The following is a 22483-nucleotide window of genomic DNA, read 5'->3' as shown; positions in this document are numbered from 1 at the left end:
GACGGCCGCCAGCAGGGGCTCGCCCGGCTGCAATGCCGCCACGCCAGCCAGCGGCACCGGCTCGATGCCGCGCAACGGAACGAKCGGGCGCACCAATGCGAACCCGGTCGCCAGGTCGTAAGCCACCTGCCGCGCCGGCAGCCGGCGGTCGTCCTGGGTCAGCACCTCGATGGTCTCGGCCTCCAGCAACAGGTAGCCGATCGTGAGGATCAGCCCGTCAGGCCCGATCACCACCCCCGAACCGGTGCGCTGTCGCCCCAGGTTCTCGGCGGAGGTGGCGCCCTCGGTGGCCATGACCTGCAGCGCGACGACCGCGTCGCCGGCCCTCTGGAGCGCCTGCACCTGCGCCTCGGCCTGCTCGGCGTCGACCCGCGCGATGGACGCGGCAGATCGCGCCGCCTGCACCGCGGGAGACACCGCCAGAACGGCGAGCAGGAGGCCCGCCCACGTGGCACGCAGACGCCCGAGTAGGGCGAAAGGGTGGGTGTACATGGCAGCGCTCCTTGGAACGATGGGTCCGCCATGGTGCGCCGCAAGCGCAAGGCCCGCAAGTGTTGCGCCCGGCCGGCGGAAGCGCCGCGAGAACGGCTGTCACGAAACGGAAATAGCAACTGTCATGCCAGATCGGATATAATCCGTGGTTCGTTTCGATTTAACGACGAAGCACTTTCGTCATTTGCCGGCTGGCCTGGATATTCCAGGCCCTTCATTTCAAGCCGGCACCACAGTGTGTTGGAGCGCCAGACCGGGCGCCCAAGATTTGCCACCACTGCCTTCGTACTTTGTTGAAGCGAACAGCGCGCTGTCCGCTCCGGTGGGCGCCATATCCGGCCGGCCTGCGCTCGTTTTATTCAAATTCAATTTCAGCATTCCGCGGCGTCGCGGGGTGCCAAGGCTTTCGATGGACATCATTCAACACAGCATCGCAGTGGGCAAGTACCTTGTCTCGCCGCTCATCAAGGACCTGGACGACGGCCGCTTTGCGGCATCGGTCTCGATCCGATCCGGCCGCGGCAGCGGCACGCACGACCGCGTCATGCGGTTCACGCCTCGTTTCGCCAGCCACGCCTCGGCGGTCCGCTACGCGATCGACCAGGGTCTGGGCTGGATTCGCGAACGCAGCGCAACGCACGCGCCTTGCGCCGCTTGATTCGGCACACCGATTTCCTATCCAATTACGACAACCCATTCAAAAGGTAATTCATGCCCAAGGAAGAACTGATCGAAATGAACGGCGCAGTGACCGAAGTGCTGCCTGACTCCCGCTACCGCGTCACCCTCGACAACGGCCATCAGCTGATCGCCTACAGCGGCGGCAAGATGCGCAAGCACCACATCCGCATCCTGGCCGGCGACAAGGTGTCGCTCGAGCTGTCGCCCTACGACCTGACCAAGGGCCGCATCACGTTCCGCCATCTGGAACGTCGTGGTCCCCCGCCGGTCGGCGGCAACAACTCGCAGCGTCGCTGACCGGCCCCGTGACAGGTCCCGCCACCGATTTCGCCACGCTGCCGCTGTCGCCGCAGGCGCTCGCGAACCTGACGCAGCTCGGCTACCTGCAGATGACGCCGATCCAGGCCGCCAGCCTGCCGGTGGCGCTGCTCGGCAAGGACCTGATCGCGCAAGCCAAGACCGGCAGCGGCAAGACCGCCGCCTTCGCGCTGGCGCTGCTCGCCAATCTCAATCCGCGCCGTTTCGCGGTGCAGGCGATGGTGCTATGCCCGACGCGCGAGCTGGCCGACCAGGTGACGACGGAAATCCGCCGCCTGGCCCGGGCCGAGGAAAACATTAAGGTGGTCACGCTCTGCGGCGGCGTCGCGCTGCGCGGCCAGCTGGCCAGCCTCGAGCACGGCGCCCATGTGGTCGTCGGCACGCCGGGCCGCATCATGGACCACCTCGAGCGTGGCAGCCTGAACCTCGAGGCGCTCAACACGCTCGTGCTCGACGAGGCCGACCGGATGCTCGACATGGGCTTCTTCGAGGACATCGTGAAGGTCGCCCGGCAGTGCCCGAAGGAGCGCCAGACACTGCTCTTCTCGGCCACCTACCCGGAGGGCATCGAGAAGCTCAGCGCCCAGTTCATGAAGAGCCCGCAGCAGATCACGGTGCAGGCCCAGCATGAGGAAGGTAAGATCCGCCAGCGCTGGTACCAGGTGAAGAACACCGAGCGCCTGCACGCGGTGAGCCTGCTCTTGAACCACTTCCGGCCGCAGAGCACGCTGGCCTTCTGCAACACCAAGCAGCAGTGCCGCGACCTGGTCCAGGTGCTGCAGGCCCAGGGCTTCAGCGCGCTGGCTCTGTTCGGCGAGCTCGAGCAGCGCGAGCGCGACCAGGTGCTAGTGCAGTTCGCCAACCGCAGCTGCTCGGTGCTGGTGGCGACGGACGTCGCGGCCCGTGGGCTCGACATCGCCGACCTCGAAGCGGTCATCAACGTCGACGTCACGCCCGACTCCGAAGTCCACATCCACCGCATCGGCCGCACCGGCCGCGGTGATGCCGAAGGCCTGGCGCTGAACCTCGCCAGCATGGACGAGATGGGCAGCGTCGGCAAGATCGAGCAACTGCAGGGCCGCGAATCCGAATGGCATCCGCTGGCCGAGCTCACGGCCGATGCCGCCGGGCCGCTGCAGCCGCCGATGGCCACGCTGCAGATCGTCGGTGGTCGCAAGGAGAAGATCCGTGCCGGCGACGTGCTGGGCGCGCTCACCGGCGAAGCCGGCTTCACGCGCGACCAGGTCGGCAAGATCAACGTCAACGAGTTCTCCACCTATGTGGCGGTCGAGCGGCGCATCGCGCGCGAAGCTGCGCACAGGCTTTCCACCGGCCGCGTCAAGGGCAAGACCGTCAAAGTGCGGCTGCTCGACGATGTGGCCTAATTACGTCCTTCGATTTCTTATCACCTGAGCTTTCCATGCCCAAGAAAATCCGCACCGAGGCCGACCGCATCGCCACCCCCAAGCCCGTTCCGCAACCTGGCTACAACGTCCCCAAGTCGGGCGGCGGCCAAAAGGTGAGCCTGGAGCGCGGCACTGCGACCCGCAGCAAGAAGAACCCTGGCAAGCGGGCCAAGAAGGGCGGCTGATCGCCGGCCGAGTCGTCTGCGCCCTGCGGCGCATTCACTCTCGAAACGCGCCTCCGGGCGCGTTTTTCATTGGATCCAACGCCAGCACCATGTCCGACGACTACCAGATCGACATTCCGCCCTCGTTCTTCGCGGTCTACACCGACGCGAGGCAGCGCCTCAGCGAGCCGATCGCGATCGTGCGCGCCCGCTACGAGGTCTGCGAGGACCTGGCCAACCACCTGGTGCAGCACGCGCAGCTGCTGCACCACGTCGAGGTGCCGTCGGAGGACGAGATCCTGCGCCGGATCCACGCCGGGCTGAAGTCGCCCGATGCAGGCGTTTCGCCGGCCGAGGCGGAATGGATCGTGCGGCGGCTGGCCGAGCTGCTGGGCTGGCAGTGCCCGCCGCTCGACGAGCCGGACGCCGCATAGCCGGGCTCAGCCGCTGCCGCGCTTCGAGTGGACAGGGGCCTTCGCGGCGGCGCCCATCGCCGGAAAGGGCGGCAGCGGACACTGCGCCATCTCCTTGGCCTCGGCCCAGCGCATGCCCAGTCCGCGCAGCACCATGGCCGCGACTTCGCGGCCATGGTGCGCCGGCGCGGCGCCATAGGCCACCGTGCGCATGGCCTGCATCACGCTGCCGTTGATCAGGTCCATCGCCGCCGCCTCGCCGGGGATGCTAAAGGCCCTCTGCTTCACGCCCAGGCGCAGGTCGGCCAGCGCGTAGTGGCGGATCTCGAGCAGCAGTTCGGGCACGGCCGCCGACACATCCAGCATCATCAGCGCCCATTGCGGGCTTTCCTCGGCCAGCCAGATGTAGCGCCGCACGCCGATGGCCATGCGCTGGGCACCTTCCTCGACCCCCTGCTGGCTGGCCGTGATGCGGCGGCACAGCGTGTCGGCCAGCAGCAGCGCAACCGCGCTGGCGACTTCCTCCTTGGTCTTGAAATGGTTGTAGACCGTGGCCGTGGTCATGGACGCGACCGAGGCGATCTCCTGCATCGTCGCTTCGGCGTAGCCACGCGCGCCGAAGACCCGGATCGCGGCCTGCACCAGCTGCACCCGCGTGCGCTCGCGCTTGAGCAGCCCGGCCTGGGGGGACCGCCACACACTTTCGGCCAGGTCCTCTGGCAAAGGTGATATGGACGGCAGACCAAAACTTACGCCATCATCCATTTTTATACGCACCGACCATTTTTGGTTCATCCATCCATTTGAGAGGGAGTTTGCCATGCCGCCTGATCTCCGCCTCGGCCATCTGGTTTTCGAAGGTCGCCGTCCCGCGCGGCCGGCCACGAAGGTATCCCCATGAGCGGCACGGGCAGGCGCTGGCTCAAGCGCATCGGGCTGGCCTTGGCGCTGCTGGTGGCGCTGGCCGCAGCCGCGCTGTTCGGCGGCGACCAATTGGCGCGCCAGAAGATGCAGCGCAAGATCGACCTCAAGGTCGCGGGCGTGGCCTTTCGCGACGACCCGGCGGCCATCGAACGCGGGCGCTATCTCTTCGCCTCGCGCGGCTGCGTCGACTGCCACGGCGCCCATGGCGGCGGCGCGATGTTCCTCGACGACGGCAAGGGCATGCGCATCAAGGGGCCGAACATCAGCCCCGGGCCCGGCAGCGTCGTCGCGGCCTACACCCCGGCCGACTGGGAGCGCACGATCCGCCATGGCGTCAATCCGGTGGGCCGGGCGCTGATGGTGATGCCGAGCGAGGACTACAACCGCTTCACCGACGACGACTTGGCCGCCCTGGTCGCCCATCTGCGTCACATGCCGCCCGCGGAGGGTGGTGRCCCCGTGGTCGAGCTGCCGCTGCCGGTGCGCGCCTTCTATGGCTTCGGGCTGATCAAGGACGCCGCGGCCAGGATCGACCACGCGCGCCCGCCCGAGCAGCCGGTGCCCGAGGGCGTGACGCTGAAGCATGGCGCCTATGTCGCGAACATGTGCCTGGGCTGCCACGGCGAGAGGCTCAACGGCGGCAAGGTCCCCGGCGGACCGCCCGACTGGCCCGCGGCGGCCAATCTCACGCCCGGCGAAGGCACGGCCATGGCGCTCTATGCCGATGCGGAGGCTTTCCGGAAGCTATTCAAGAGCGGCACGCGGCCCGATGGCACGGCGGTGCAGGTGATGCCCTTCGGTTCGCTGCGCGAGATGAGCGACACCGACGTGCGGGCGCTGTACCTGTACCTGAGGAGCCTGCCGCCGAGCCCGCACGGATAGGCGGGCGGCGGCCGGCAGGCGGTCGCGCAGCGCCCGCAACGTCGATCAAACGGGTCTGGCAGGGGCAGGGCATCGTCGCGAGAATCCTCTCCTGCCACTTCAAAGGAGACACCGCCATGTCAAGACGCCGTCTGGTCTGCAGCGCGATTCTGGCGCTCAGCGCCACGCTGGCCTCACACGGGGCCCTGGCGCAATCCTTTCCCAGCAAACCCATCACGGTGGTGGTGCCAAACCCGCCCGGTGGCGTGGTCGACTCGTCCGCGCGACTGGTCGCCGACCCGTTGACGAAGCTGTTCGGCCAGGCCGTGATCATCGACAACCGCGGCGGCGCCAGCGGCAATATCGCCTACCAGATGGTCGCGCGGGCACCGAAGGACGGCTACACGCTGCTGGCGTCGTACTCGGCCTACCACGTCGGCAATCCGGCGCTGTTCCCCAAGCTGCCCTGGGAGCAGAAGGACCTGGCGCCGGTGGCGCTGATCGCCACCGCCACCAACGTCATCACCGCCCATCCGTCGGTTCCGGCGACCAACCTGAAGGAGTTCATCGCCTACGTGAAGAAGAACCCTGGCAAGGTGAACTATGCCTCGCAGGGCAATGGCTCCCTGTCGCATATCGGCACCGAACTGTTCGACCAGTCCACGCAGACGGAAATGACGCACGTGCCCTACAAGGGCTCGGGCCCGGCGATCCAGGACGTGCTGAGCGGCCAGGTGCAGGTGTTCATCACGACCCCGCCTTCGGTGATGGGGCATGTGCAGAGCGGCAAGCTCAAGGCCTTCGCGGTTACCAGCAAGACGCGCCATCCGATGCTGCCCGATGTGCCGACGACGGCCGAGGCCGGGCTGCCGGGCTTCGAGCTCGAGGCCTGGGTCGGCCTGTTCGCGCCGGCCGGCACGCCGCCCGACGTGATCGCCAAGCTTTCCGAGGGCGTGAAGAAGGCGCTGGAACTGCCCGAGACGAAGAAGCGCGCCGAGACGCTGGGGATCGAGGCACACTACCTGGGCCCGGACGCCTTGGCCGCCCTGGTCAGGAAGGACACCGAGTACTGGGGCAAGGTGATCAAGGCCCGCAACATCAAGGCCGACTGAATCGGCGGGCCGAAGAGAGCAGGGGCCCCGATTCAGTCGACCTTCGCGCCGGAGGCCCTGACCACGGCGCCCATCGCGTCCCAGTCGGCCCGCAGCAGCTTCTGGAACGCCTCGACGCTCTGGCTGCGCGGCTCGATGCCCAGGCGCTTGAAGCGCTCCTGGATCGCCGGATCTGCCAGCACCTTGTTGGTGGCCGCATGGAGCCGGTCGACCTCGGCCCTGGGCGTGCCGGCCGGCGCCAGCAGGCCGATCCACGAGTCGAAGGCGTAGCCCGGCAGTCCGCTCTCGGCCACCGTGGGCAGCGTGGGCAGGAACGGGCTGCGCGCTTCGCCGGTCGAGGCCAGCAGCTTCATGCGGGCGTCGTTCTGGAATCCGATCACGCCGATGCTCGACGAGATCACCGCCTGGACGCGGCCGGCCAGCACCTCGTTGACCGCTTCGCCGGTCGACTTGGTCGGGATGTGCGTCATCTGCAGGCCGGCCTTGGCGAGGAAGGAGGCCATCGCGAGATGGGTGGCGCTGCCATTGCCCGCCGAGGCATAGTTGTACTTGCCCGGGTTGGCCTTCACCAGCTTGATGAAATCGGCCGTGTTGGCGACGTTGAGATCGCCGGCCACGGCAAGCACGTAGCCTGCGTTGCCGATGTTGGCGATGGCGACGAAATCCTTCAGCGGATCGTAGGGCAGCTTGCCGTAGAGAAAGCCAGCGATGTGGTGGCTCGCCGCCGCGAGCACCAGCGTGTTGCCGTCCGGCGGTGACTTGGCGACGATGGCTGCACCCACCGTACCGCCCGCGCCGGCCCGGTTGTCGACGATCACCGAGGCGTTGAGCGCGACGCCGAGTTCGTTGTTGAAGGCACGCGCCACGGTGTCCTGCACGGCGCCGGTGCCGAAGGGCACGACGATGCGGATGACGCGCTGCTGCGCCTGTGACGGCAGCGCGGCGGCCAGCGCCAGGCCGGCGGCGGCGGCGGTCACGGAACGGCGGGTGAACGGAGTCGACATGGGTGTGTTTTTCTTGGTGGATGGATGGAAGGTGATGCGCGCTCAACGGCCGCCGACCGGGAGCCAGCGCTCCACCAGTTTCGCGAAGTAGCTGGCGCCGATCGGGATGATCTGGTCGTTGAAGTCGAAGGAGGTGTTGTGGATGATGCACGGGCCCGGGCCATGGCCATCGAGCCGATGGTCGCCGTCGCCATTGCCCAGGAAGGCGTAGCAGCCGGGGCGCGCCATCAGCATGTGGGCGAAATCCTCGGCGCCCATCACGGCGGGGAAGTCGTCGGTGACCATGTCGGCGCCGACCACCTCGCGCATCACTTCGGCCGCGAAGCGGGCCTCGGCCGGGTGGTTGACGACCGGCGGCGAGGCCCGCACGAAACTCACCTCCGCCGTGCACTCATGCGCCTCGGCGATGCCCTGGGCCACGGTGCGCAGGCGCTCCTCGATCCGGTCCAGCGCGTCGATCGAGAAGGTGCGCACCGTGCCGCCCACCGAGGCGAGGTCCGGGATCACGTTCGGCGCGTCGGAGCCCTGAAGCTGCGTGACCGCGAGCAGCGCGCGCTCGGTGCTCGCGATGGTCCGCGGCACGAGGGCCGACAGCGCCTGCGCCAGCGCGACGACCGCGCCGACCGGATCGATGCCGGTGTGCGGCATCGACGCATGCGTGCCGCGACCGCGCAGCGTGATCTTGTAGGTGTTGCTCGATGCCATCAGCGCGCCCTCGTTGAGCGCGAAGCGGCCGACATCGCCGACCGGGAAGTTGTGCAGGGCGAACACCGCGTCGCAGGGAAAGCGCTCGAACAGGCCGTCCTGGATCATCTTCTTCGCGCCCGCCTTGCCCATCTCCTCGGCCGGTTGGAAGATGAAGTTCACGGTGCCGTCGAAGGCCGCGCCCTGCTGCGCCAGGTGCCAGGCGGCGGCCAGCAGCATCGTGGTGTGGCCGTCATGGCCGCAGGCGTGCATCCGGCCAGCGTGGGTCGACTTGTGGGCGAATTCGTTGGCCTCGTGCAGCGGCAGCGCGTCCATGTCGGCACGCAGGCCGATGGTGCGGCTGCCGCCGCCGCGGCGCAGCACGCCGACGACGCCGGTGCCGGCGATGCCGCGGTGCACCTCGATGCCCCATTCCTCGAGCAGGCCGGCGACCTTCTCGCAGGTGCGGTGCTCCTCGAAGCCGAGTTCGGGATGGGCGTGGATGTCGCGGCGGATGGCGACGAAACGGGAGACGTCGGCGAAGGAGTCGGCAAGCTTCATGGAATGTGGTGCAGGCAGGGCTACGAGAAAACGATAGCAGCGCATTCTGACGCAGGCCGACTACGATGCGCAGCACGACTGTTGGAGGCCCCGATGAGCAACGAACTGCGCAACAAGCTGCATGAACTGCAGCAGCTGTCGAACAACGCCCCCGATGCGCCCACCCGCGCCATCATCGAGGCGCTGCGGCTGCAGACCGCGATCCTCAACGAACGGCTGTTCCGGATCGAGCTGCAGCTGAGCGAGACCCCCAAGCGCACCGACACGGCCTGAGCGGGCCGCGCCTGGCGCTCAGCCGCGCTGCTCGGCGTTGCGCTTGCGCGTCGCGGCAGCCTTCTTGGCCGAGGCCGAGCGCTCCGCGGCGGTGCGCGACGCCGAGGCCGCGCCACCCAGGCGGCCGCCCTTGTGCGCCGGTGCATGGTTCTCGGCCTTGCCGCGTCCGCTGCCGCTCTTCTTGCCGCCGCCGGTCTCTGCGTTCACGGTGGCCCAGGCGCGCCGCTCGGCTTCGCCCTTGCCGACGCCGCGGTGTTCGTAGCCCTTCTCGATGTGCTCGGCCTGGCGCTTCTGCTTGTCCGTGTAGGACGATTTGTCACCCCTTGGCATGTGTGGCTCCTTCCGTGGATGAGCTTGTCGTTGTCGAGCGCGGCCCGCGCTTCGAAAGTAGGAAAAGTCAGGCGCTGGAGGTCGGCTGTTCGGCCGCTTCCTACAACGCCCCCGATCCGCTACCTTTAAGCTCCACGAGGCATCGAGGAGCGAGCATGAAGAGACAACACATTGCCGCATGCGCCGGCCTGTCCATCCTGGTCGGTTTCGCGGCCGCGACCGCGGGCTATGCGGCATTGCGGCTGCACGAGTCGACCCGGCTGGCGCGCCGGGCCCGTCCGTTCGAGCGCTACGCGCAACCCGAAGGCGCGCGCCTGCTGGTGGTCGGGGACAGCACGGCCGGCGGCGTCGGCGCCAGCGCCCCGGAATACAGCCTGCCGGGCATGCTGTCGCGCGCCAACCCGTCCCTCACCGTGGTCAACAAGGCAGAGCCCGGAGCGCGCTTCGCCGACATCCTGGCGCAGCTCGAAGGCAACGAGCGCTTCGACGCGGTGCTGGTCCTCGGCGGCGCCAGCGACGTGCTGCACACGACCCGCGACGCCGCCCTGCGCGACATCCTCCAGCGCGTGGCGCAGCGCGCGCGGGTGCGCGCCGAGGTGGTGGTCTTCATGCCGCCCGGCAACCTCGGCAACCTGCGCTTCCTGCTGCCGCCCTGGAACTGGTGGATGACCTACCGGGCACGCCGGCTCCAGGCCATCGTGGCCGAGGTGGCGCAGGCGAACGGCGCCCTCCACGTGTCGCTGTTCATGGAGCGTGACGACGACCCCTTCGCCCGCCATCCCCGGCGCCTGAGCTCCCGCGACGGGATGCACCCGAGCGACGCCGGCTACGAACTCTGGCAGCGCGAGCTCGAGACCCAGGCCCAGTTGTCGGCCAAGCTGCGCAAGATCGGCCGCAGCGCCGCGGTACGCGGCCCCGTGATCTGAGGCCCCACGCTCTTCACTGCGTGTAGTCGCTGCCTCCCGTGGGGGCGCAGGCCGCCTTGGGGCGGCGCGGCGCCGGCCTCTCTTCCCGGCGCGTCAACGCGGTCGCGAACAGCGGCTCGACTTGCCACCAGGCCGGTAGCAGCGCGCGGATCTCCTGCCGCGCGAAGCGGTCGTCGAGCAGGTAGAGCACACCCGCATCGGTCTCGCTGCGAATCACGCGGCCGGCCGCCTGCACCACCTTCTGCAGGCCCGGGTACACGTAGGTGTACTCGTAGCCGTCGCCGAACAGCGCATCCATGCGTTCGCGCATCACCTCGTTGGGCTCGTTGTGCTGCGGTAGCCCGAGGCTGGCGACGAAGGCGCCGACCAGGCGATCGCCCGGCAGGTCGACGCCCTCGCCGAAGGCGCCTCCGAGCACCGCGAAGCCGACGCCCTGGCCGCCGGCCACGAAGCGCGCCAGGAAGGCGTCGCGCTCGGCCTCGCGCATGCCGCGCGACTGGCTCCAGGCCGGCACCCTGGGGTGGCGCCGCTCGAAGGCGGCCGAAGCGCTGGCCAGGTAGTCGAAGCTGCTGAAGAAAGCCAGGTAGTTGCCCGGCCGCTGGGCGAATTGGGCCGCGATGATGTCGATCAATGCGTCCAGCGAGCGGTCGCGGTCGCGAAAGCGGGTCGACAGGTCCATCGCAACCCGCACCGTGAGCTGCTCGCTGCGGAACGGCGAACCCACATCCAGTGTCGCCGTGTCCTCGGGCAGGCCCAGCATGTCGCGGTAGAAGGAGAAGGGCGCCAGCGTGCCCGAGAAGCAGGCGGCCGAGGCGGCATCCGCGAAGCGTGCCTGCAGGAAAGGCCCCGGCACCAGGTTGCGGATCGCCAGGGCACGCGCGCCGTCGGCACCCAGCGTCGCCTCGAACACCGAATGCTTGCCGAAGTTGTCGGCTAGGCGGGCGAACTGCAGCAGGTCGAAGAAGCACTGCTGCAGCGCGCCCGGCGGCTCGTCGGGCCGCGCCGCGAAGTGCTCGGCCAGCAGCGAGACCGCCTCCTGAAGCGCCCGCGCGAAACGCTCCGGGATCTGATCGTGAGGCTGGTAGGCGGCGACCTGGTCGCGCTGGAGCAGTTGCCATTCGCGCTCGAGACTGGCCAGCGATTTCCGAATCAGCGGCGGCGCCTTGGCGCGCACCGCCTCGAGCGCCTGCGCTTCGAGCTGCGCCGAGTACATGCCGCGCGCCCGCTCCAGCAGGTTGTGGGCCTCGTCGACCAGCAGGGCGACACGCCATTCCTCGTCCTTGGTGAGCGCGTAGAGGAAGGCGCTGCCGTCGAAGTAGTAGTTGTAGTCGCCGACCACCACGTCGCTCCAGCGCACCAGCTCCTGCGCCAGGAAGTACGGACAGACCTCGTGCCCCATGGCGATTCCGCGAAGCGCCTCGCGATCGAGCCAGGCGGCCTCGACGGCCTCGCGGCGGGCAGCGGGCAGGCGGTCGTAGAACCCGCGCGCCCGCGGACAGTCGTCGCCGTTGCAGGCCCGCCCGGGGTATTCGCAGACCTTCTCGCGCGCCGCCAGCTCGAGGACCCGGAGCGGCGCCCGGTCGCGGCCCAGGACCTGCAGGGCGCCGAGCGCGACCGCACGGCCCGAAGTCTTGGCGGTCAGGAAGAAGATCTTGTCGAGCTTCTGCGCCAGTCGCGCCTTGAGCAGCGGGAACAGGGTGGCGACGGTCTTGCCGATGCCGGTCGGCGCCTGGGCCAGCAGCGGACGGCCGGAGGTGGCCGATCGGTACACGGCCTGCGCCAGTTCGCGCTGGCCGGGCCGGAAGCCGCCGTGCGGGAAGGCGAGGGCCGAAAGTGCCGGGTCGAGCGCTGCGCGATGGGCCGCCTCTTGCTCGGCCCAGGCCAGGTAGCGCCCGCAAAGCGCCTCGAAGTGCTGCTGCAGTTCGGCCTGGGTCCAGCGTTCCTCGAGCACCGTTTCCTTCTCGGTGACGAGGTCGAGATAGACCAGCGCGACGTCGAGCGCGGCCAGCGCGTCGCGCTGGCACAGCATCCAGGCGTAGCTTCGGGCCTGGGCCCAGTGGAGCGCACGGTGGTTGGCCTTGATGCGCTCGAAGTCGCCACGATAGGTCTTGATCTCCTCGACCCGCCGGCGCCCCGGGTCGTAGCCGTCGGCGCGGCCACGCACCTGCAACCGGCCGAACCGGGTCGACAGGCCGACTTCGCTCTCGTAGTCGAGTCCGCGGCGCGCCTGCACCAGTCGGTGACCTGCCAGGCCCTCCTGGGCGCTGGGCGCCGGCACGAAGCGCAGATCGAGGTCGCCGGCCTTGGCCGCGAAGGCGCAGAGCGTGCGGACCGACACCGTGAGCGGCGCGTCGGCGGGGGAAGAAGAAAKGGCGGCCATGGGGCTGGATGAATATACAGCGCGCCGCCGTCTTTCCCTATGTCAATGAAACGACCCCCAGCGCCACCGAAGCCGCCGCCATCGCCGCGGTCGCCAGCCAGCCCAGCACTTTCCACTTGCGCGGCATCACCATCGGACCCATCACCTTGCTGCTCGAGGCCGCGATCATGACGGCGACCATCACCGGCACCGAGATCACGGCATTGATCACCGCCGCCCAGTACAGGGCCGAGATCGGGTTCAGCCCGGACAGGCTGATGCCGACGCCGAGCAGCATCGCGGTCGCGAGGATGGAGTAGAAGCTGCGGCCGTGCGCCAGGCTCAGGTCGAGTCCCTTGTGCAGGTGGAAATAGCTGGCCACCGCCTCGGCCGCCGAGCCGGCGAGCACCGGCAGCGCCAGCATGCCGGTGCCGAGGATGCCGAGCGCGAAAAGCCAGAAGGCGAACTCGCCGGCGATCGGCTTCAGTGCGGCGGCCGCCTGGGCGGTAGTCTCGATCTGGGTCTGGCCATGGGCATGCAGCGTCGCCGCCGTGGCGGTGATGATGAAAAAGGCGATCAGATTCGAGAAGCCCATGCCAACCGCGGTGTCCAGGCGCAGCCGGCGCAGTTGCCGGCGTGCCTGCTCTGGCGCGACGCGCAGCGGTTGGTCGTCAGCCACGCGCTTGATCTCCTGCACCTCCTGGGAAGCCTGCCAGAAGAACAGATAGGGACTGATCGTGGTGCCGAGGATCGCGACCACCGTGGTGACGTACGCGCGGCTCCAGTGGAAGGTCGGCGCGAAGGTGCCCCGCAGCGCCGCGGCCCAGTCGACGTCGACCGCGAACACCACGCCCACATAGGCGAACAGCGAAAGGGTCAGCCACTTGAGCACCCGCACGTAGCGCTCGTAGGGCAGGAACACCTGCAGCAGCAAGGACACGATGCCGAAGCCGACCGCATACCCCGCCGGCCGGCCGGGCAACACCAGCGCGGCCGAGTCGCCCATTGCGCTCAGGTCGGCGCCGAGGTTGATGACGTTGGCGACCAGCAGTAGCAGCACCAGCGACGCCACCAGCCACCGGGGGCAGATGCGCGCAAAGGTCTCGGTCAGGTTCTTGCCGGTGACGCGGCCGATGCGGGCGCTGGCCAGCTGGATGCCCATCATCAGCGGATATGTGAACAGCAAGATCCAGCCGACGCCGTAGCCGAACTGCGCACCCGCCTGCGAATAGGTGGCGATGCCGCTCGGATCATCGTCGGCGGCGCCGGTGATAAGGCCCGGGCCGAGCTTGGACCACCAGTGTTGCTTCCCGGTCTTCTCAGTCGTCGCTGCCGGGCTCGCGGGCGCCGAAGGGGTGCTCATTGGGGGCTTCCTGGTGGACGGGGTGATGCAGATTTGCCATGCCCCGGAACCCAAGGCATAGGTGAAGGTCGCGGCGCGCTGTCAGACTGCATCGAGTCTGCACCCTGCACGCGGCCTTGGACGACACCGAGGGCGTTCCGCCTTGCTTACGGTGAACCCCTTTACTTTCCACCCATTCCAGGAGCAGGCAGCATGAACTCGTCCCATGACCCATCGGACGCCGACACGGGCGGCGTCGCCGTCGAGCATCGCAAGGTACAGCGCGAACAGGACGCCAAGGACCGCGCCGCCGGCACCCCCGCCGGCAGCGACAAGGCGGTGCAGGCGGGCCATCGCCCCGAACCCGAGAATCCGATGCCCGGCCAGCACCTCAAGAAGCCCGGCCTGGAGGCCGAGATGGACCTGCAGCCGCGCTTCATGGCCTCGGGCTACCTGGGCAGCGGCAAGCTCAACGGCATGGTGGCCCTGGTGACCGGCGGCGACTCGGGCATCGGCCGCGCGGTGGCCCTGCTCTATGCACGCGAAGGCGCCGAGGTGGCGATCGTCTACCTGCAGGAGGAGCAGGTCGACGCCGAGGAGACCAAGCGCTGCATCGAGGCCGAGGGCAAGCACTGCGTGCTGATCCCGGGCGACGTGCGCGACCCGGCCTTCTGCCAACGAGCGGTCGACGAGACTGTGCAGGCCTTCGGCAAGCTCGACATCCTGGTTAACAACGCCGCCTTCCAGCTGCACGCGGCAGCCATCGAGGACATCACGGACGAGCGCTTCGAACTCACCCTGCGGACCAACGTGTTCGGCTACTTCCAGATGGCCCGTGCCGCCGTGCCGCACCTGCCGCGTGGCGGCTCGATCATCAACACCGGCTCAGTGACCGGACTGGAAGGGAGCGCAGAGCTGCTCGACTATTCGACCACCAAGGGCGCCATCCACGCCTTCACGAAGGCGCTCGCCAGCAACCTGCTGGACAAGGGGATTCGCGTCAACGCGGTGGCGCCGGGGCCGGTGTGGACGCCGTTGAACCCGGCCGACCGCCCGGCCGAGGACGTCAAGGACTTCGGCAGGCACACCGACATGAAACGGCCGGCGCAACCCGAAGAGCTGTCGCCGGCCTATGTGTTCCTGGCGGCACCCTGCTGTGCCAGTTACATCACCGGCATCGTGCTACCGATCACGGGGAGCGTGGGGGCGGTGTAGCAGCAGGTGCGGTGCTCGCCTGCGACATCATGGTGCCACCCGGCGGCGTCGCCGCGATGCCGCTGCGGTCCTGCGCCGATGGCGGCGGGCCGGAGCCGCGCAGGCTGGCCAGCTTGCCCAGCGCGTCGAACCAGAACGGCGCGCCCAGGCTCACCGCCACGGCGGTCACGAGCCAGCCGATGACCACCAGCGCGACATTGCCGGTGCGCTTCCAGCCGCRGGCCGGATCGGCCGCCGACGCGCCGTGGCCTTCGCAGTTCGCGCCGAGCACGTTGGGCACGACGTGGATTCCAGCCCATCGGCAGGCCGACATTCTTGAGTCCGTTGATCTCGTTCAGACGGGTGCAGAAGCTCCTGACCTGGGGATCGTCGAGCCGGTCGCAATCGCCGGCCTTGGCGGGCGCTTCGGGTGCGCCGGCCTCGGCCATCTTCTTCAGCGCCTGGACGAACTCGGTCGGCGATGGTGGCCGCGCGCCGCCCGGGCAGCGCTCGACCAGCGAGGCGATCAGCGAGGTGACCACGATGTCGGCACCCATGTAGGAGGGCCGCGGCGTGCCGCCCGCGGTCTCCTTGGAAAGCGACAGCAGCAGCGGGTGCTGCATCAGCTTCTTCGCGAAGTCGGGGTCGTCGCCGACGAAGGAGGCCAAGGCCTGCATCAGGATCCTGCCCCGCGATCCCCAGGCCGACGACCAGCGCTCGCGCACCGCGGTCAGCAGCAGGCTGGTAATCGCGAACACCAGGGCCAAGCCCAGTGCCACCTCGATCATCCGTGTGCTCATGGATCGCTCCGATTCGCCGGTTGTCGAAACTTGTAGCACCGGGGCGGCTGGGCTGGAACCTTCCTTTCGGACGATGCCTTTGTGCCGGGGGCGGCGTCTCCGGATCGGCATTCGCCTTAGACTTCCGGACCAAAAACCGGCCATGCCGGGTCTTACTTCTCCCGCCACACGTCCAATGAAAATCACCGCCAATACCGTCGTCACCCTGCGCTACAAGGTGGCCGACGCCACCACCGGCAAGCTCGTCGAGGAAAGCCGCGACCCCATGGTCTACCTGCACGGCGGCTACGACAACACCTTCCCCAAAGTCGAGGCAGCGCTCGAAGGCAAGGAAGCCGGCTTCCAGACCACGCTCAGCCTGCAGCCCGAAGACGCCTTCGGCCTGCGCGACGAAGCCCTGGTGCGGACCATCCCGAAGAGCGAGTTCCCGCCCGGCGTCAAGGTCGGCGGCCAGTTGGAGGGCCGCAACGACCAGGGCGAGCAGCAGGCCTTCACCGTCATGAAGATCAAGGGTCCCCAGGTGATCCTCGACGGCAATCACCCTCTGGCCGGCAAGGCGCTGAAGTTCAGCGCGACCGTCACGGGTGTGCGTCTGGCCACCGAGGAAGAGATCGCGCATCGCCACGTGCATGGCGATCATGGGCACCATCACTAGGGGCTGACTGCAGGCGCACGGCGACGTCGAGTTGTTGGAGCAGGGCCGTCTCGACCAGCACCAGCCGCGCCAGGCTTTGCAAGTCGGCCTCGGTGGGCCCCGGTCCCTCGCCCTGCAGTTGCTTGCGGAATTCAGAGACGATGCGGGCGTGCGCCAGTGCGCGCGTGTCGCTCGCCGTGGCCGCGACAAGCCTCAGGGTGCTCACTTCCGCGTCGAACGAAGCATCCATCGCTGTTCCCCGTCGAGGTTGGTCAAGCCGGCGATTTTCTGGATCGGCCGATCCGCACGTTGTAGGCCGAGAGCCCGGATCCGCCGCGGGCACTTCCCTCGCGGCGCTGTCCCGCCCGTCGCGCCACAGCGTTCCACCGGCGGGCCTTTCGCGCTGCCGCGCCGGCCCCATCTTCAGTGGATCCGCCCTCTCGCCAGACCTAACGAAAGCGCCACCATGACCACCTCCGCTGCCAGCCCCGTCGTCCAGATCAAGTCCCTCGGTTTCCCCTGGGAGACGATCGATCCCTTTCTGTTCTGCGCCTACCATGACGACGCCTACCCGCGGGCCAACTCGCAGATGGGCCCGGACGCCCCGCTCGCGGGCCGCGACCTGGGCCAGGACTTCAGCCGCAAGGACGGCTGGAGCATGTACCACGGCGATCCGGTGCCGGGCTTCCCGGGACATCCGCATCGCGGCTTCGAGACCGTGACCATCGTGCGCAAGGGGCTGGTCGATCACTCCGATTCGCTCGGCGCGACCGCCCGCTTCGGYGGCGGCGATGTCCAGTGGCTCACGGCCGGCAAGGGCATCGTGCACGCCGAGATGTTTCCGCTGCTGAACGCCGACGCCGCCAACCCGCTCGAGCTGTTCCAGATCTGGCTCAACCTGCCGGCGCGCAGCAAGATGGCCGAGCCGCATTTCACGATGTTCTGGGCCGAGGACGTCCCGCGCTTCACCGCCATGGATGCCGAAGGCCGCAAGACGGAGGTCGCGAGCGTCGCCGGCCGGATCGCGCCGATCGCCGGCGCGCCCGGCGCCGGCGGGCCGCTGGCGCCGCCGCCGGATTCCTGGGCGGCTCAAGCCGATGCCGACGTCGCGATCTGGACGATCCGGATGGAGCCGCATGCACGCTGGACGCTGCCCGCAGCCACCGGCGAGGGCACCCGCCGCAGCCTCTACTTCTTCAAGGGTCGTTCGGTGGCGGTGGCCGGAGAAGGGGTCGAAGCCCGCGCGGCGATCGAGCTGCGTGCCGACGCCGCGGTCGAACTGGCCAACGGCGAGGAGGTCAGCGAGTTCCTGGTGCTGCAGGGCCGTCCGATCGGCGAACCGGTGGTGCAGTACGGGCCCTTCGTGATGAACAGCCAGGCCGAGATCGCGCAGACCATGGCCGACTACCGCCGCACCCAGTTCGGCGGCTGGCCCTGGCCCGATCACGCGCCGGTGCATGGGCGCGACCCGGCCCGCTTCGCGCGCCATCCAGGCGGGCGCGAGGAGAAGCCGCAGGATCACGACGCGGCACGGTAGGCCGGGGTCGGACTATTCCGGCGCGATCCCTGCGCGGTGCGCCAACGCCCGGTAGCGCGAGATCTCGCCCTCCATCTGGCTGCGGAACGCCGCCGCGCCGATGACCACCGGCTCCATGCCCTGGGCCCGAAGCTGGGCCTGCAGGGCGGGGTCGGCCATCGTCGCGCGGACATCGCGCACCAGCCTGTCGATCACCGGCTGCGGCGTCCGGGCCGGCGCGGCAAAGCCGTACCAGGCATCGAAAGTCGCTTCGGGCAGCTTCAGCTCGGCCAGCGTCGGCACCTCCGGCAGCAGGCTCGAGCGCGTGGCGCCGACGATGCCGAGCGCCCGCAGCTTGCCGGAGCGCACATGGGGCACCGCCGAAGCCACGGTGTCGATGCCCATTTCGATCTCGCCGCCGATCAGCGCGATCGCGCCCTGGCTGCTGCCCTTGTACGGCACGTCCTGCAGCTGGACGCCGGCGGCCAGCGCGAGCAGCTCGCCGGCCAGGTGCGGTCCGGAACCGGTGCCGAAAGTCGCATAGCGAACACCCATCGGCTTGGCCTTGGCCGCGGCGACCAGTTCCGCCACCGAATGCCATGGCGCGCCGGCGTTGACCACCAGCACCAGCGGCGTGCGGGCCACGATCGCGATCGGTGCCAGGTCGCGCACCGGGTCGTACGGCAGCTTCGCGCGCAGGGCCGGATTGACGCTGTAGCTGGTGGAGCCCGACAACAGCAAGGTGTAGCCGTCGGGCGCCGCCTTGGCCACCGCGTCGGTGCCGATGATGGTCGAGGCCCCGGGCTTGTTGTCGATCACCACCGGCTGCTTGAGCCGCTCGGCCAGCTTCTGGCCCATGGCCCGCGCCACTAGGTCGGTGCCGCCGCCCGGCGGGAAGGGCACGACCAGTTTCACGGGCTTGCTGGGCCAGGCGTCCTGCGCCCAGCCCGGCAAGGCGAATGCGGCCGCGGCGGCCAGGGCGAGCGCGGACAGGCCGCGGCGGGAGAGGGTTGTGTTCATGAGCGGAAGGGATCGAAGAGTCAATGGGAAGCTGAGGTCGAAGACAGCGCACCGGCCTGCCAGGGCGCCTGGCCGGCCTCGCCGAGGTCCCAGTACAGGCCGGCCATGAGCTGCAGGCCCTCGCGGGCCAGCGGCGCCAGCAGGTGTTCGTTGGGCGCGTGCTGCGCGCAGGCCGGATAGGAATGCGGCACCCAGAGCGTCGGCAGTCCCAGCAGGCCGGCGAAGACGTCGTTCGGCAGCGAACCCGCGAGATTCGGCAGCAGGTCGGCGCGCTGGCCGCAGCTTTTCGCGATGGAGCGCTGGGCCCAGTCGACCCACGGGTTCTCGACATCGAGCCGGGTCGCGGCGCCGGCCAGCGTGACCTCCACCTCGACCTGCTCGAAGCCGCGCGCATTCAGGTGCGCACGCACGATCCGGGCAAGATCCTGCCAGGGCGTGCCGACCACGAAGCGCAACTGGCAATGCGCCACCGCCTCGCCAGGGATCGCGTTGACCGGCCGTTGCGCCGAGCCGGCGCCGAGCGCCAGCACCTCAATCGTGTTCCAGGCCATCAGGCGCTCGGCCGGACTCAGCCCCGGCTCGCCCCAGCCGTCATCGAGGGCCGGGTCCTCGGCGCCGCCGCCGATCGCGATGTCGGCCAGCGCCGCGCGCACCGGCTGCGGGATCGGCGGCGGGCGCAGGGCCTCCACCAGGATCCGGCCGTTGGCGTCCGTGAGCGACGCCACCGCATGGCTCAGAACGGTTGCCGGATTGGCGAGCACGCCGCCCCAGTTGCCCGAGTGATAGCCGCGTGGCCGGGCCCGCAGGCGCAGGCTGAAGTTGACCGCACCGCGCGAGCCGAGAAACAGCGTCGGCCGGGCAGCGCTCACGCGCGGGCCGTCACAGGCGATCAGCAGGTCGGCTCGCAGTTTCTCGCGCTGCTGCTCGCAGACCGCCTGCAGGCCGGGCGAGGCGGCTTCCTCGCCCATCTCGATCAGCCACGTGAGGTTGTAGCCCAGCCGGCCGCCACGGGCGCGCAGCGCGGCGGCCAAGCCGCCCAGGTTGATCGAGTGCTGGCCCTTGTTGTCGGCGGTACCACGGCCGTACCAGCGATCGCCGCGGACGGTCAGCGACCAGGGCCCGAGCCCTTCGGCCCAATGCGCGTCCTGTCCGCTGACCACGTCGCCGTGGCCGTAGCTCAGCACCGTGGGCAGTTCGGCGACCTCGATCCGGCGGGCGATCAGGAAGGGGCCGCCGTCGGGGACCGGATTGGCAATCACTTCGCAGCCGAAGCCGAGCGCCTCGAGCGGCGGCACCAGCTCGTCGCGCAGGTACGCCTCGAGCGCGGGCGTGGCAGCACCGGTGTCGCTCTCGGTGCGAAAGGCGATGCGCCGCTGCAGATCGGCAAAGAAGGCGCCATCGTCGAAATAGGCGGCGGCGGCCGCCAGGGCGTGGGTTCGTTTCATGGATAGATTGCTCGCGTTTCGTGGCAGTGCTGCAAGTACAAGGCCTGGAAGGCTTTGCTTCCATCATCGTTTTGGCACACTCCCATTGCCTTTTAGGCAATAGCCGATCCACCATGACACCTCCCTTGCTCAGCATCCCGATGCGCCACTTCCTCGAAGTGGCACGCAGCGGCTCGGTCAACCAGGCCGCGGCACGGCTGTTCGTGGCGCCCTCGGCGGTCAGCCGCCAGGTCGCCAAGCTGGAGGATGCCCTGGGCACGCCGCTGTTCGAGCGGCACGCGCGCGGCATGTCGCTCACCGCCGCGGGCCGGCAGCTGTCGGCGCACCTGCACAACGCGGTGCTCGATGCCGAGCAGGTGATCGAGCAGGTGCGCGACCTCGGCGGCCAGCAGGCCGGCCGGGTCCGCATGGCCTGCACCGAGGGCTTCGCCTCCCACTTCATGCCGGCCGTGGTGGGTGGATTCAGGGACGCGAATCCGGGCAGCCGGATCGAACTGCACGTGGGGTCGCCCGACGAGGTGAGCCTGCTGCTGACACGCGGCGAGACCGACCTGGCGCTCAAGTACGTGGTGGCGCCCGAGCCCGGCCTGAAGATCGAGCATGCCGCGCCCGCGCCCGTGTACGCCGTGCTGCGCCCCGACCACCCACTGGCGCGCCAGCGGCTGCTGCAGGTGGCCGAGGTGGTGCGCTATCCCCTGATCGTCGGCAGCAAGGGCGTGACCACGCGCCAGTTGTTCGACCAGGCCTGCAGCGTGCTGGGCCTGCAATACCGGCCGGCCTTCGTCAGCAATTTCTCGTCCGCCCAGCTGCCGCTGCTGCGCACCCCCGACGTGCTGCTGGCAGGCCACCTGACCGTGGTGCACTTGATCAACGCGGGCGAGGTCGTCGCTCGCCCTTTCGCCGATGCACCGCTGCAGCAGCGCCGGCTGCAACTGCTTTCGCTCGAGGGCCGCACGCTGACGCCGCCGGTGCAGGCCTTCGTGCAGCACCTGGTGCGGGCGATCACGCAGGCGAGCCGACGCAAGCTGGGACGCGCCAGGCCCTCGTGAGCCGGCGCTTTCAGGTCCTTCGCGCCGCCACCTCCCTGATCAGGCCCCAGACCCGCTGCGCCAGCGGCGCCGGCGCGCGGTTGCGGCGATGCACCAGCATGATCGATCGCTGCACCCGAGGCAACAGCGGGCGCATGACCAGCACCGCGAGCCCGCTCGGCGGCGCCGCCAGCGCCGGCATCACGCTGATGCCGATGCCTTGCTCGACCATGCGGAAGGCGGTGGTCGGATGGCCGACCTGCTGGCGCACTTCGCAGCGCACGCCGTGCAGCGCCAGCGCCTCGTCGATCAGGCGCCGGCTGCCCGAGGCATGGTCGAGCAGCACCAGCGCCTCGCCGTCGAGCGCCGACCAGCGCAGCGATTGCTGGCGCGCCAGCCGATGGTCCGGCGGCAGCACGAGGCAGAAAGGATCGTCTAGGATCGACTCGCAGTGCAGATCGTCGGTGTCGGGCGGCTCGACCACGACGCCGAAGTCGACCTCGCCGGCGCGCACGCTGTCCAGCACGTCCTGCTGGATGCGGTCGAGCAGCACGAACTCGATCTCGGGCTCGCGCCGCGCGCATTCGGCGATGCAGGCCGGCATCAGGTTGGCCGACAGCGTCGGGCTGCTGGCCACCCGCACCTTGCCGCGCCGCGCGCCCGCCATGCCATGAACCTCGGCCAGCGCTTGGTCGAGCTCGTCGAGCAGCCGGGCCAGCCGCAGCGCCAGCGACTGGCCGGCCTCGGTCAGCACCACCTCGCGCGTCGTGCGGTCGAGCAGCTTCAGGCCGAGCTGCGATTCGAGCTCATGGATCGAGCGGCTGACCGCGGGCTGCGACAGGCCGACCTGGTCGCCGGCACGGCTGAAATTGCGGCCATCGGCGATGGCGCGGAAGACACGCAGCTGGCGCAGGCTCACGTTCATGATTCGAAATCATATATCTATCCGATAAATCCATTTCTCTTTTGAATGCGTCCGCGGTCCAATCGCATCCC

At 69.2% G+C, this 22483-nt stretch carries 24 protein-coding genes; 13 read left to right on the top strand and 11 right to left on the bottom strand.

Going from position 1 to position 22483, the window contains the following annotated elements; all coding sequences use genetic code 11:
• Nucleotides 1-492 (bottom strand): trypsin-like peptidase domain-containing protein (locus tag AC1DY5_RS01320; protein WP_478107608.1); only part of this gene is annotated, 492 nt, incomplete at its 3' end.
• Nucleotides 493-901: 409 nt separating this feature from the next.
• Here AC1DY5_RS01320 and AC1DY5_RS01315 point away from each other — a divergent pair.
• From AC1DY5_RS01315 to AC1DY5_RS01295, 5 genes are all read left to right on the top strand, one after another.
• Nucleotides 902-1150: a hypothetical protein gene (locus AC1DY5_RS01315; protein WP_478107617.1), complete on the top strand. Its 249-nt coding sequence runs from the start codon at nucleotides 902-904 to the stop codon at nucleotides 1148-1150.
• 53 nt (nucleotides 1151-1203) lie between these two features.
• On the top strand, nucleotides 1204-1470 hold the full coding sequence (gene infA, locus AC1DY5_RS01310; RefSeq protein WP_286371838.1) for a translation initiation factor IF-1: 267 nt from the start codon (nucleotides 1204-1206) through the stop codon (nucleotides 1468-1470).
• Between the two features lie 8 nt (nucleotides 1471-1478).
• Complete coding sequence (dbpA, locus tag AC1DY5_RS01305; RefSeq protein WP_478107606.1) at nucleotides 1479-2876, top strand: ATP-dependent RNA helicase DbpA; 1398 nt, start codon at nucleotides 1479-1481, stop codon at nucleotides 2874-2876.
• 35 nt (nucleotides 2877-2911) lie between these two features.
• Complete coding sequence (locus tag AC1DY5_RS01300; RefSeq protein WP_286371840.1) at nucleotides 2912-3082, top strand: hypothetical protein; 171 nt, start codon at nucleotides 2912-2914, stop codon at nucleotides 3080-3082.
• 89 nt (nucleotides 3083-3171) lie between these two features.
• Nucleotides 3172-3495, top strand: coding sequence for a hypothetical protein (locus AC1DY5_RS01295; protein WP_478107603.1), 324 nt, complete (start codon nucleotides 3172-3174; stop codon nucleotides 3493-3495).
• Between the two features lie 6 nt (nucleotides 3496-3501).
• Here AC1DY5_RS01295 and AC1DY5_RS01290 read toward each other — a convergent pair whose 3' ends face one another.
• Complete coding sequence (locus AC1DY5_RS01290) at nucleotides 3502-4173, bottom strand: TetR/AcrR family transcriptional regulator (RefSeq protein WP_478107601.1); 672 nt, start codon at nucleotides 4171-4173, stop codon at nucleotides 3502-3504.
• 198 nt (nucleotides 4174-4371) lie between these two features.
• On the opposite strand from AC1DY5_RS01290, the gene AC1DY5_RS01285 reads away from it, so the two are divergent.
• Both AC1DY5_RS01285 and AC1DY5_RS01280 read left to right on the top strand, forming a co-directional pair.
• Nucleotides 4372-5280, top strand: a complete 909-nt coding sequence (locus tag AC1DY5_RS01285) for a c-type cytochrome (protein ID WP_478107599.1) — start codon at nucleotides 4372-4374, stop codon at nucleotides 5278-5280.
• A 116-nt stretch (nucleotides 5281-5396) separates the two neighbouring features.
• The gene (locus AC1DY5_RS01280; RefSeq protein ID WP_478107597.1) at nucleotides 5397-6371 is read left to right on the top strand and encodes a Bug family tripartite tricarboxylate transporter substrate binding protein; all 975 of its coding nucleotides are present in this window, start codon (nucleotides 5397-5399) and stop codon (nucleotides 6369-6371) included.
• A 32-nt stretch (nucleotides 6372-6403) separates the two neighbouring features.
• On the opposite strand, the gene AC1DY5_RS01275 is transcribed toward AC1DY5_RS01280, so the two are convergent.
• Together AC1DY5_RS01275 and AC1DY5_RS01270 are read right to left on the bottom strand one after the other, a co-directional pair.
• Complete coding sequence (locus tag AC1DY5_RS01275; protein ID WP_478107595.1) at nucleotides 6404-7375, bottom strand: tripartite tricarboxylate transporter substrate-binding protein; 972 nt, start codon at nucleotides 7373-7375, stop codon at nucleotides 6404-6406.
• Nucleotides 7376-7417: 42 nt separating this feature from the next.
• Nucleotides 7418-8620: a M20 aminoacylase family protein gene (locus tag AC1DY5_RS01270; protein ID WP_478107593.1), complete on the bottom strand. Its 1203-nt coding sequence runs from the start codon at nucleotides 8618-8620 to the stop codon at nucleotides 7418-7420.
• Between the two features lie 93 nt (nucleotides 8621-8713).
• Here AC1DY5_RS01270 and AC1DY5_RS01265 point away from each other — a divergent pair, with 93 nt between their 5' ends.
• The gene (locus tag AC1DY5_RS01265; RefSeq protein ID WP_478107592.1) at nucleotides 8714-8893 is read left to right on the top strand and encodes a hypothetical protein; all 180 of its coding nucleotides are present in this window, start codon (nucleotides 8714-8716) and stop codon (nucleotides 8891-8893) included.
• 18 nt (nucleotides 8894-8911) lie between these two features.
• Here the strand turns inward: AC1DY5_RS01265 and AC1DY5_RS01260 are convergent, their stop codons facing one another.
• Nucleotides 8912-9223, bottom strand: a complete 312-nt coding sequence (locus AC1DY5_RS01260; RefSeq protein WP_478107590.1) for a plasmid stabilization protein — start codon at nucleotides 9221-9223, stop codon at nucleotides 8912-8914.
• A 155-nt stretch (nucleotides 9224-9378) separates the two neighbouring features.
• Here AC1DY5_RS01260 and AC1DY5_RS01255 point away from each other — a divergent pair, with 155 nt between their 5' ends.
• On the top strand, nucleotides 9379-10149 hold the full coding sequence (locus AC1DY5_RS01255; RefSeq protein WP_478107588.1) for a GDSL-type esterase/lipase family protein: 771 nt from the start codon (nucleotides 9379-9381) through the stop codon (nucleotides 10147-10149).
• A 13-nt stretch (nucleotides 10150-10162) separates the two neighbouring features.
• Here AC1DY5_RS01255 and AC1DY5_RS01250 read toward each other — a convergent pair whose 3' ends face one another.
• Nucleotides 10163-12529, bottom strand: coding sequence for an ATP-dependent DNA helicase (locus AC1DY5_RS01250; RefSeq protein ID WP_478107586.1), 2367 nt, complete (start codon nucleotides 12527-12529; stop codon nucleotides 10163-10165).
• Nucleotides 12530-12566: 37 nt separating this feature from the next.
• Entirely contained in the window at nucleotides 12567-13871 is a 1305-nt protein-coding gene (locus tag AC1DY5_RS01245) for an Nramp family divalent metal transporter (RefSeq protein ID WP_478107584.1), read from the bottom strand.
• A gap of 192 nt (nucleotides 13872-14063) precedes the next feature.
• Here AC1DY5_RS01245 and AC1DY5_RS01240 point away from each other — a divergent pair, with 192 nt between their 5' ends.
• On the top strand, nucleotides 14064-15065 hold the full coding sequence (locus AC1DY5_RS01240) for an SDR family oxidoreductase (RefSeq protein WP_478107582.1): 1002 nt from the start codon (nucleotides 14064-14066) through the stop codon (nucleotides 15063-15065).
• On the opposite strand, the gene AC1DY5_RS01235 is transcribed toward AC1DY5_RS01240, so the two are convergent.
• A complete protein-coding gene (locus AC1DY5_RS01235; protein ID WP_478107580.1) occupies nucleotides 15014-15844 on the bottom strand; it encodes a hypothetical protein in 831 nt (276 codons plus the stop codon). The genes AC1DY5_RS01240 and AC1DY5_RS01235 overlap by 52 nt on opposite strands.
• Nucleotides 15845-16019: 175 nt before the next feature.
• Between AC1DY5_RS01235 and AC1DY5_RS01230 the strand changes: the two genes are divergently transcribed.
• Both AC1DY5_RS01230 and AC1DY5_RS01225 read left to right on the top strand, forming a co-directional pair.
• Complete coding sequence (locus AC1DY5_RS01230) at nucleotides 16020-16499, top strand: FKBP-type peptidyl-prolyl cis-trans isomerase (RefSeq protein WP_478107578.1); 480 nt, start codon at nucleotides 16020-16022, stop codon at nucleotides 16497-16499.
• A 445-nt stretch (nucleotides 16500-16944) separates the two neighbouring features.
• On the top strand, nucleotides 16945-18015 hold the full coding sequence (locus AC1DY5_RS01225) for a pirin family protein (protein WP_478107576.1): 1071 nt from the start codon (nucleotides 16945-16947) through the stop codon (nucleotides 18013-18015).
• 12 nt (nucleotides 18016-18027) lie between these two features.
• Here the strand turns inward: AC1DY5_RS01225 and AC1DY5_RS01220 are convergent, their stop codons facing one another.
• Both AC1DY5_RS01220 and AC1DY5_RS01215 read right to left on the bottom strand, forming a co-directional pair.
• Nucleotides 18028-19014, bottom strand: a complete 987-nt coding sequence (locus AC1DY5_RS01220) for a Bug family tripartite tricarboxylate transporter substrate binding protein (RefSeq protein WP_478107574.1) — start codon at nucleotides 19012-19014, stop codon at nucleotides 18028-18030.
• A 20-nt stretch (nucleotides 19015-19034) separates the two neighbouring features.
• On the bottom strand, nucleotides 19035-20459 hold the full coding sequence (locus tag AC1DY5_RS01215) for a M20 family metallopeptidase (protein WP_478107572.1): 1425 nt from the start codon (nucleotides 20457-20459) through the stop codon (nucleotides 19035-19037).
• A 113-nt stretch (nucleotides 20460-20572) separates the two neighbouring features.
• Here AC1DY5_RS01215 and AC1DY5_RS01210 point away from each other — a divergent pair, with 113 nt between their 5' ends.
• On the top strand, nucleotides 20573-21508 hold the full coding sequence (locus tag AC1DY5_RS01210; protein ID WP_478107570.1) for a LysR family transcriptional regulator: 936 nt from the start codon (nucleotides 20573-20575) through the stop codon (nucleotides 21506-21508).
• 10 nt (nucleotides 21509-21518) lie between these two features.
• Here AC1DY5_RS01210 and AC1DY5_RS01205 read toward each other — a convergent pair whose 3' ends face one another.
• Complete coding sequence (locus AC1DY5_RS01205; protein ID WP_478107567.1) at nucleotides 21519-22412, bottom strand: LysR family transcriptional regulator; 894 nt, start codon at nucleotides 22410-22412, stop codon at nucleotides 21519-21521.
• Between the last annotated feature and the right edge of the window lie 71 nt (nucleotides 22413-22483).

It is taken from the genome of Variovorax sp. P4_D9 (assembly GCF_056401695.1).
This window is presented reverse-complemented; position numbering and strand designations above follow the sequence as displayed.

Coding starts and splice junctions, on each gene's coding strand:
- AC1DY5_RS01315 (WP_478107617.1), top strand. CDS start 902: ATGGACATCATTCAACACAGCATCGCAGTGGGCAAGTACCTTGTCTCG.
- infA (WP_286371838.1), top strand. CDS start 1,204: ATGCCCAAGGAAGAACTGATCGAAATGAACGGCGCAGTGACCGAAGTG.
- AC1DY5_RS01300 (WP_286371840.1), top strand. CDS start 2,912: ATGCCCAAGAAAATCCGCACCGAGGCCGACCGCATCGCCACCCCCAAG.
- AC1DY5_RS01295 (WP_478107603.1), top strand. CDS start 3,172: ATGTCCGACGACTACCAGATCGACATTCCGCCCTCGTTCTTCGCGGTC.
- AC1DY5_RS01280 (WP_478107597.1), top strand. CDS start 5,397: ATGTCAAGACGCCGTCTGGTCTGCAGCGCGATTCTGGCGCTCAGCGCC.
- AC1DY5_RS01275 (WP_478107595.1), bottom strand. CDS start 7,375: ATGTCGACTCCGTTCACCCGCCGTTCCGTGACCGCCGCCGCCGCCGGC.
- AC1DY5_RS01270 (WP_478107593.1), bottom strand. CDS start 8,620: ATGAAGCTTGCCGACTCCTTCGCCGACGTCTCCCGTTTCGTCGCCATC.
- AC1DY5_RS01265 (WP_478107592.1), top strand. CDS start 8,714: ATGAGCAACGAACTGCGCAACAAGCTGCATGAACTGCAGCAGCTGTCG.
- AC1DY5_RS01260 (WP_478107590.1), bottom strand. CDS start 9,223: ATGCCAAGGGGTGACAAATCGTCCTACACGGACAAGCAGAAGCGCCAG.
- AC1DY5_RS01255 (WP_478107588.1), top strand. CDS start 9,379: ATGAAGAGACAACACATTGCCGCATGCGCCGGCCTGTCCATCCTGGTC.
- AC1DY5_RS01245 (WP_478107584.1), bottom strand. CDS start 13,871: ATGAGCACCCCTTCGGCGCCCGCGAGCCCGGCAGCGACGACTGAGAAG.
- AC1DY5_RS01240 (WP_478107582.1), top strand. CDS start 14,064: ATGAACTCGTCCCATGACCCATCGGACGCCGACACGGGCGGCGTCGCC.
- AC1DY5_RS01230 (WP_478107578.1), top strand. CDS start 16,020: ATGAAAATCACCGCCAATACCGTCGTCACCCTGCGCTACAAGGTGGCC.
- AC1DY5_RS01220 (WP_478107574.1), bottom strand. CDS start 19,014: ATGAACACAACCCTCTCCCGCCGCGGCCTGTCCGCGCTCGCCCTGGCC.
- AC1DY5_RS01215 (WP_478107572.1), bottom strand. CDS start 20,459: ATGAAACGAACCCACGCCCTGGCGGCCGCCGCCGCCTATTTCGACGAT.
- AC1DY5_RS01210 (WP_478107570.1), top strand. CDS start 20,573: ATGACACCTCCCTTGCTCAGCATCCCGATGCGCCACTTCCTCGAAGTG.
- AC1DY5_RS01205 (WP_478107567.1), bottom strand. CDS start 22,412: ATGAACGTGAGCCTGCGCCAGCTGCGTGTCTTCCGCGCCATCGCCGAT.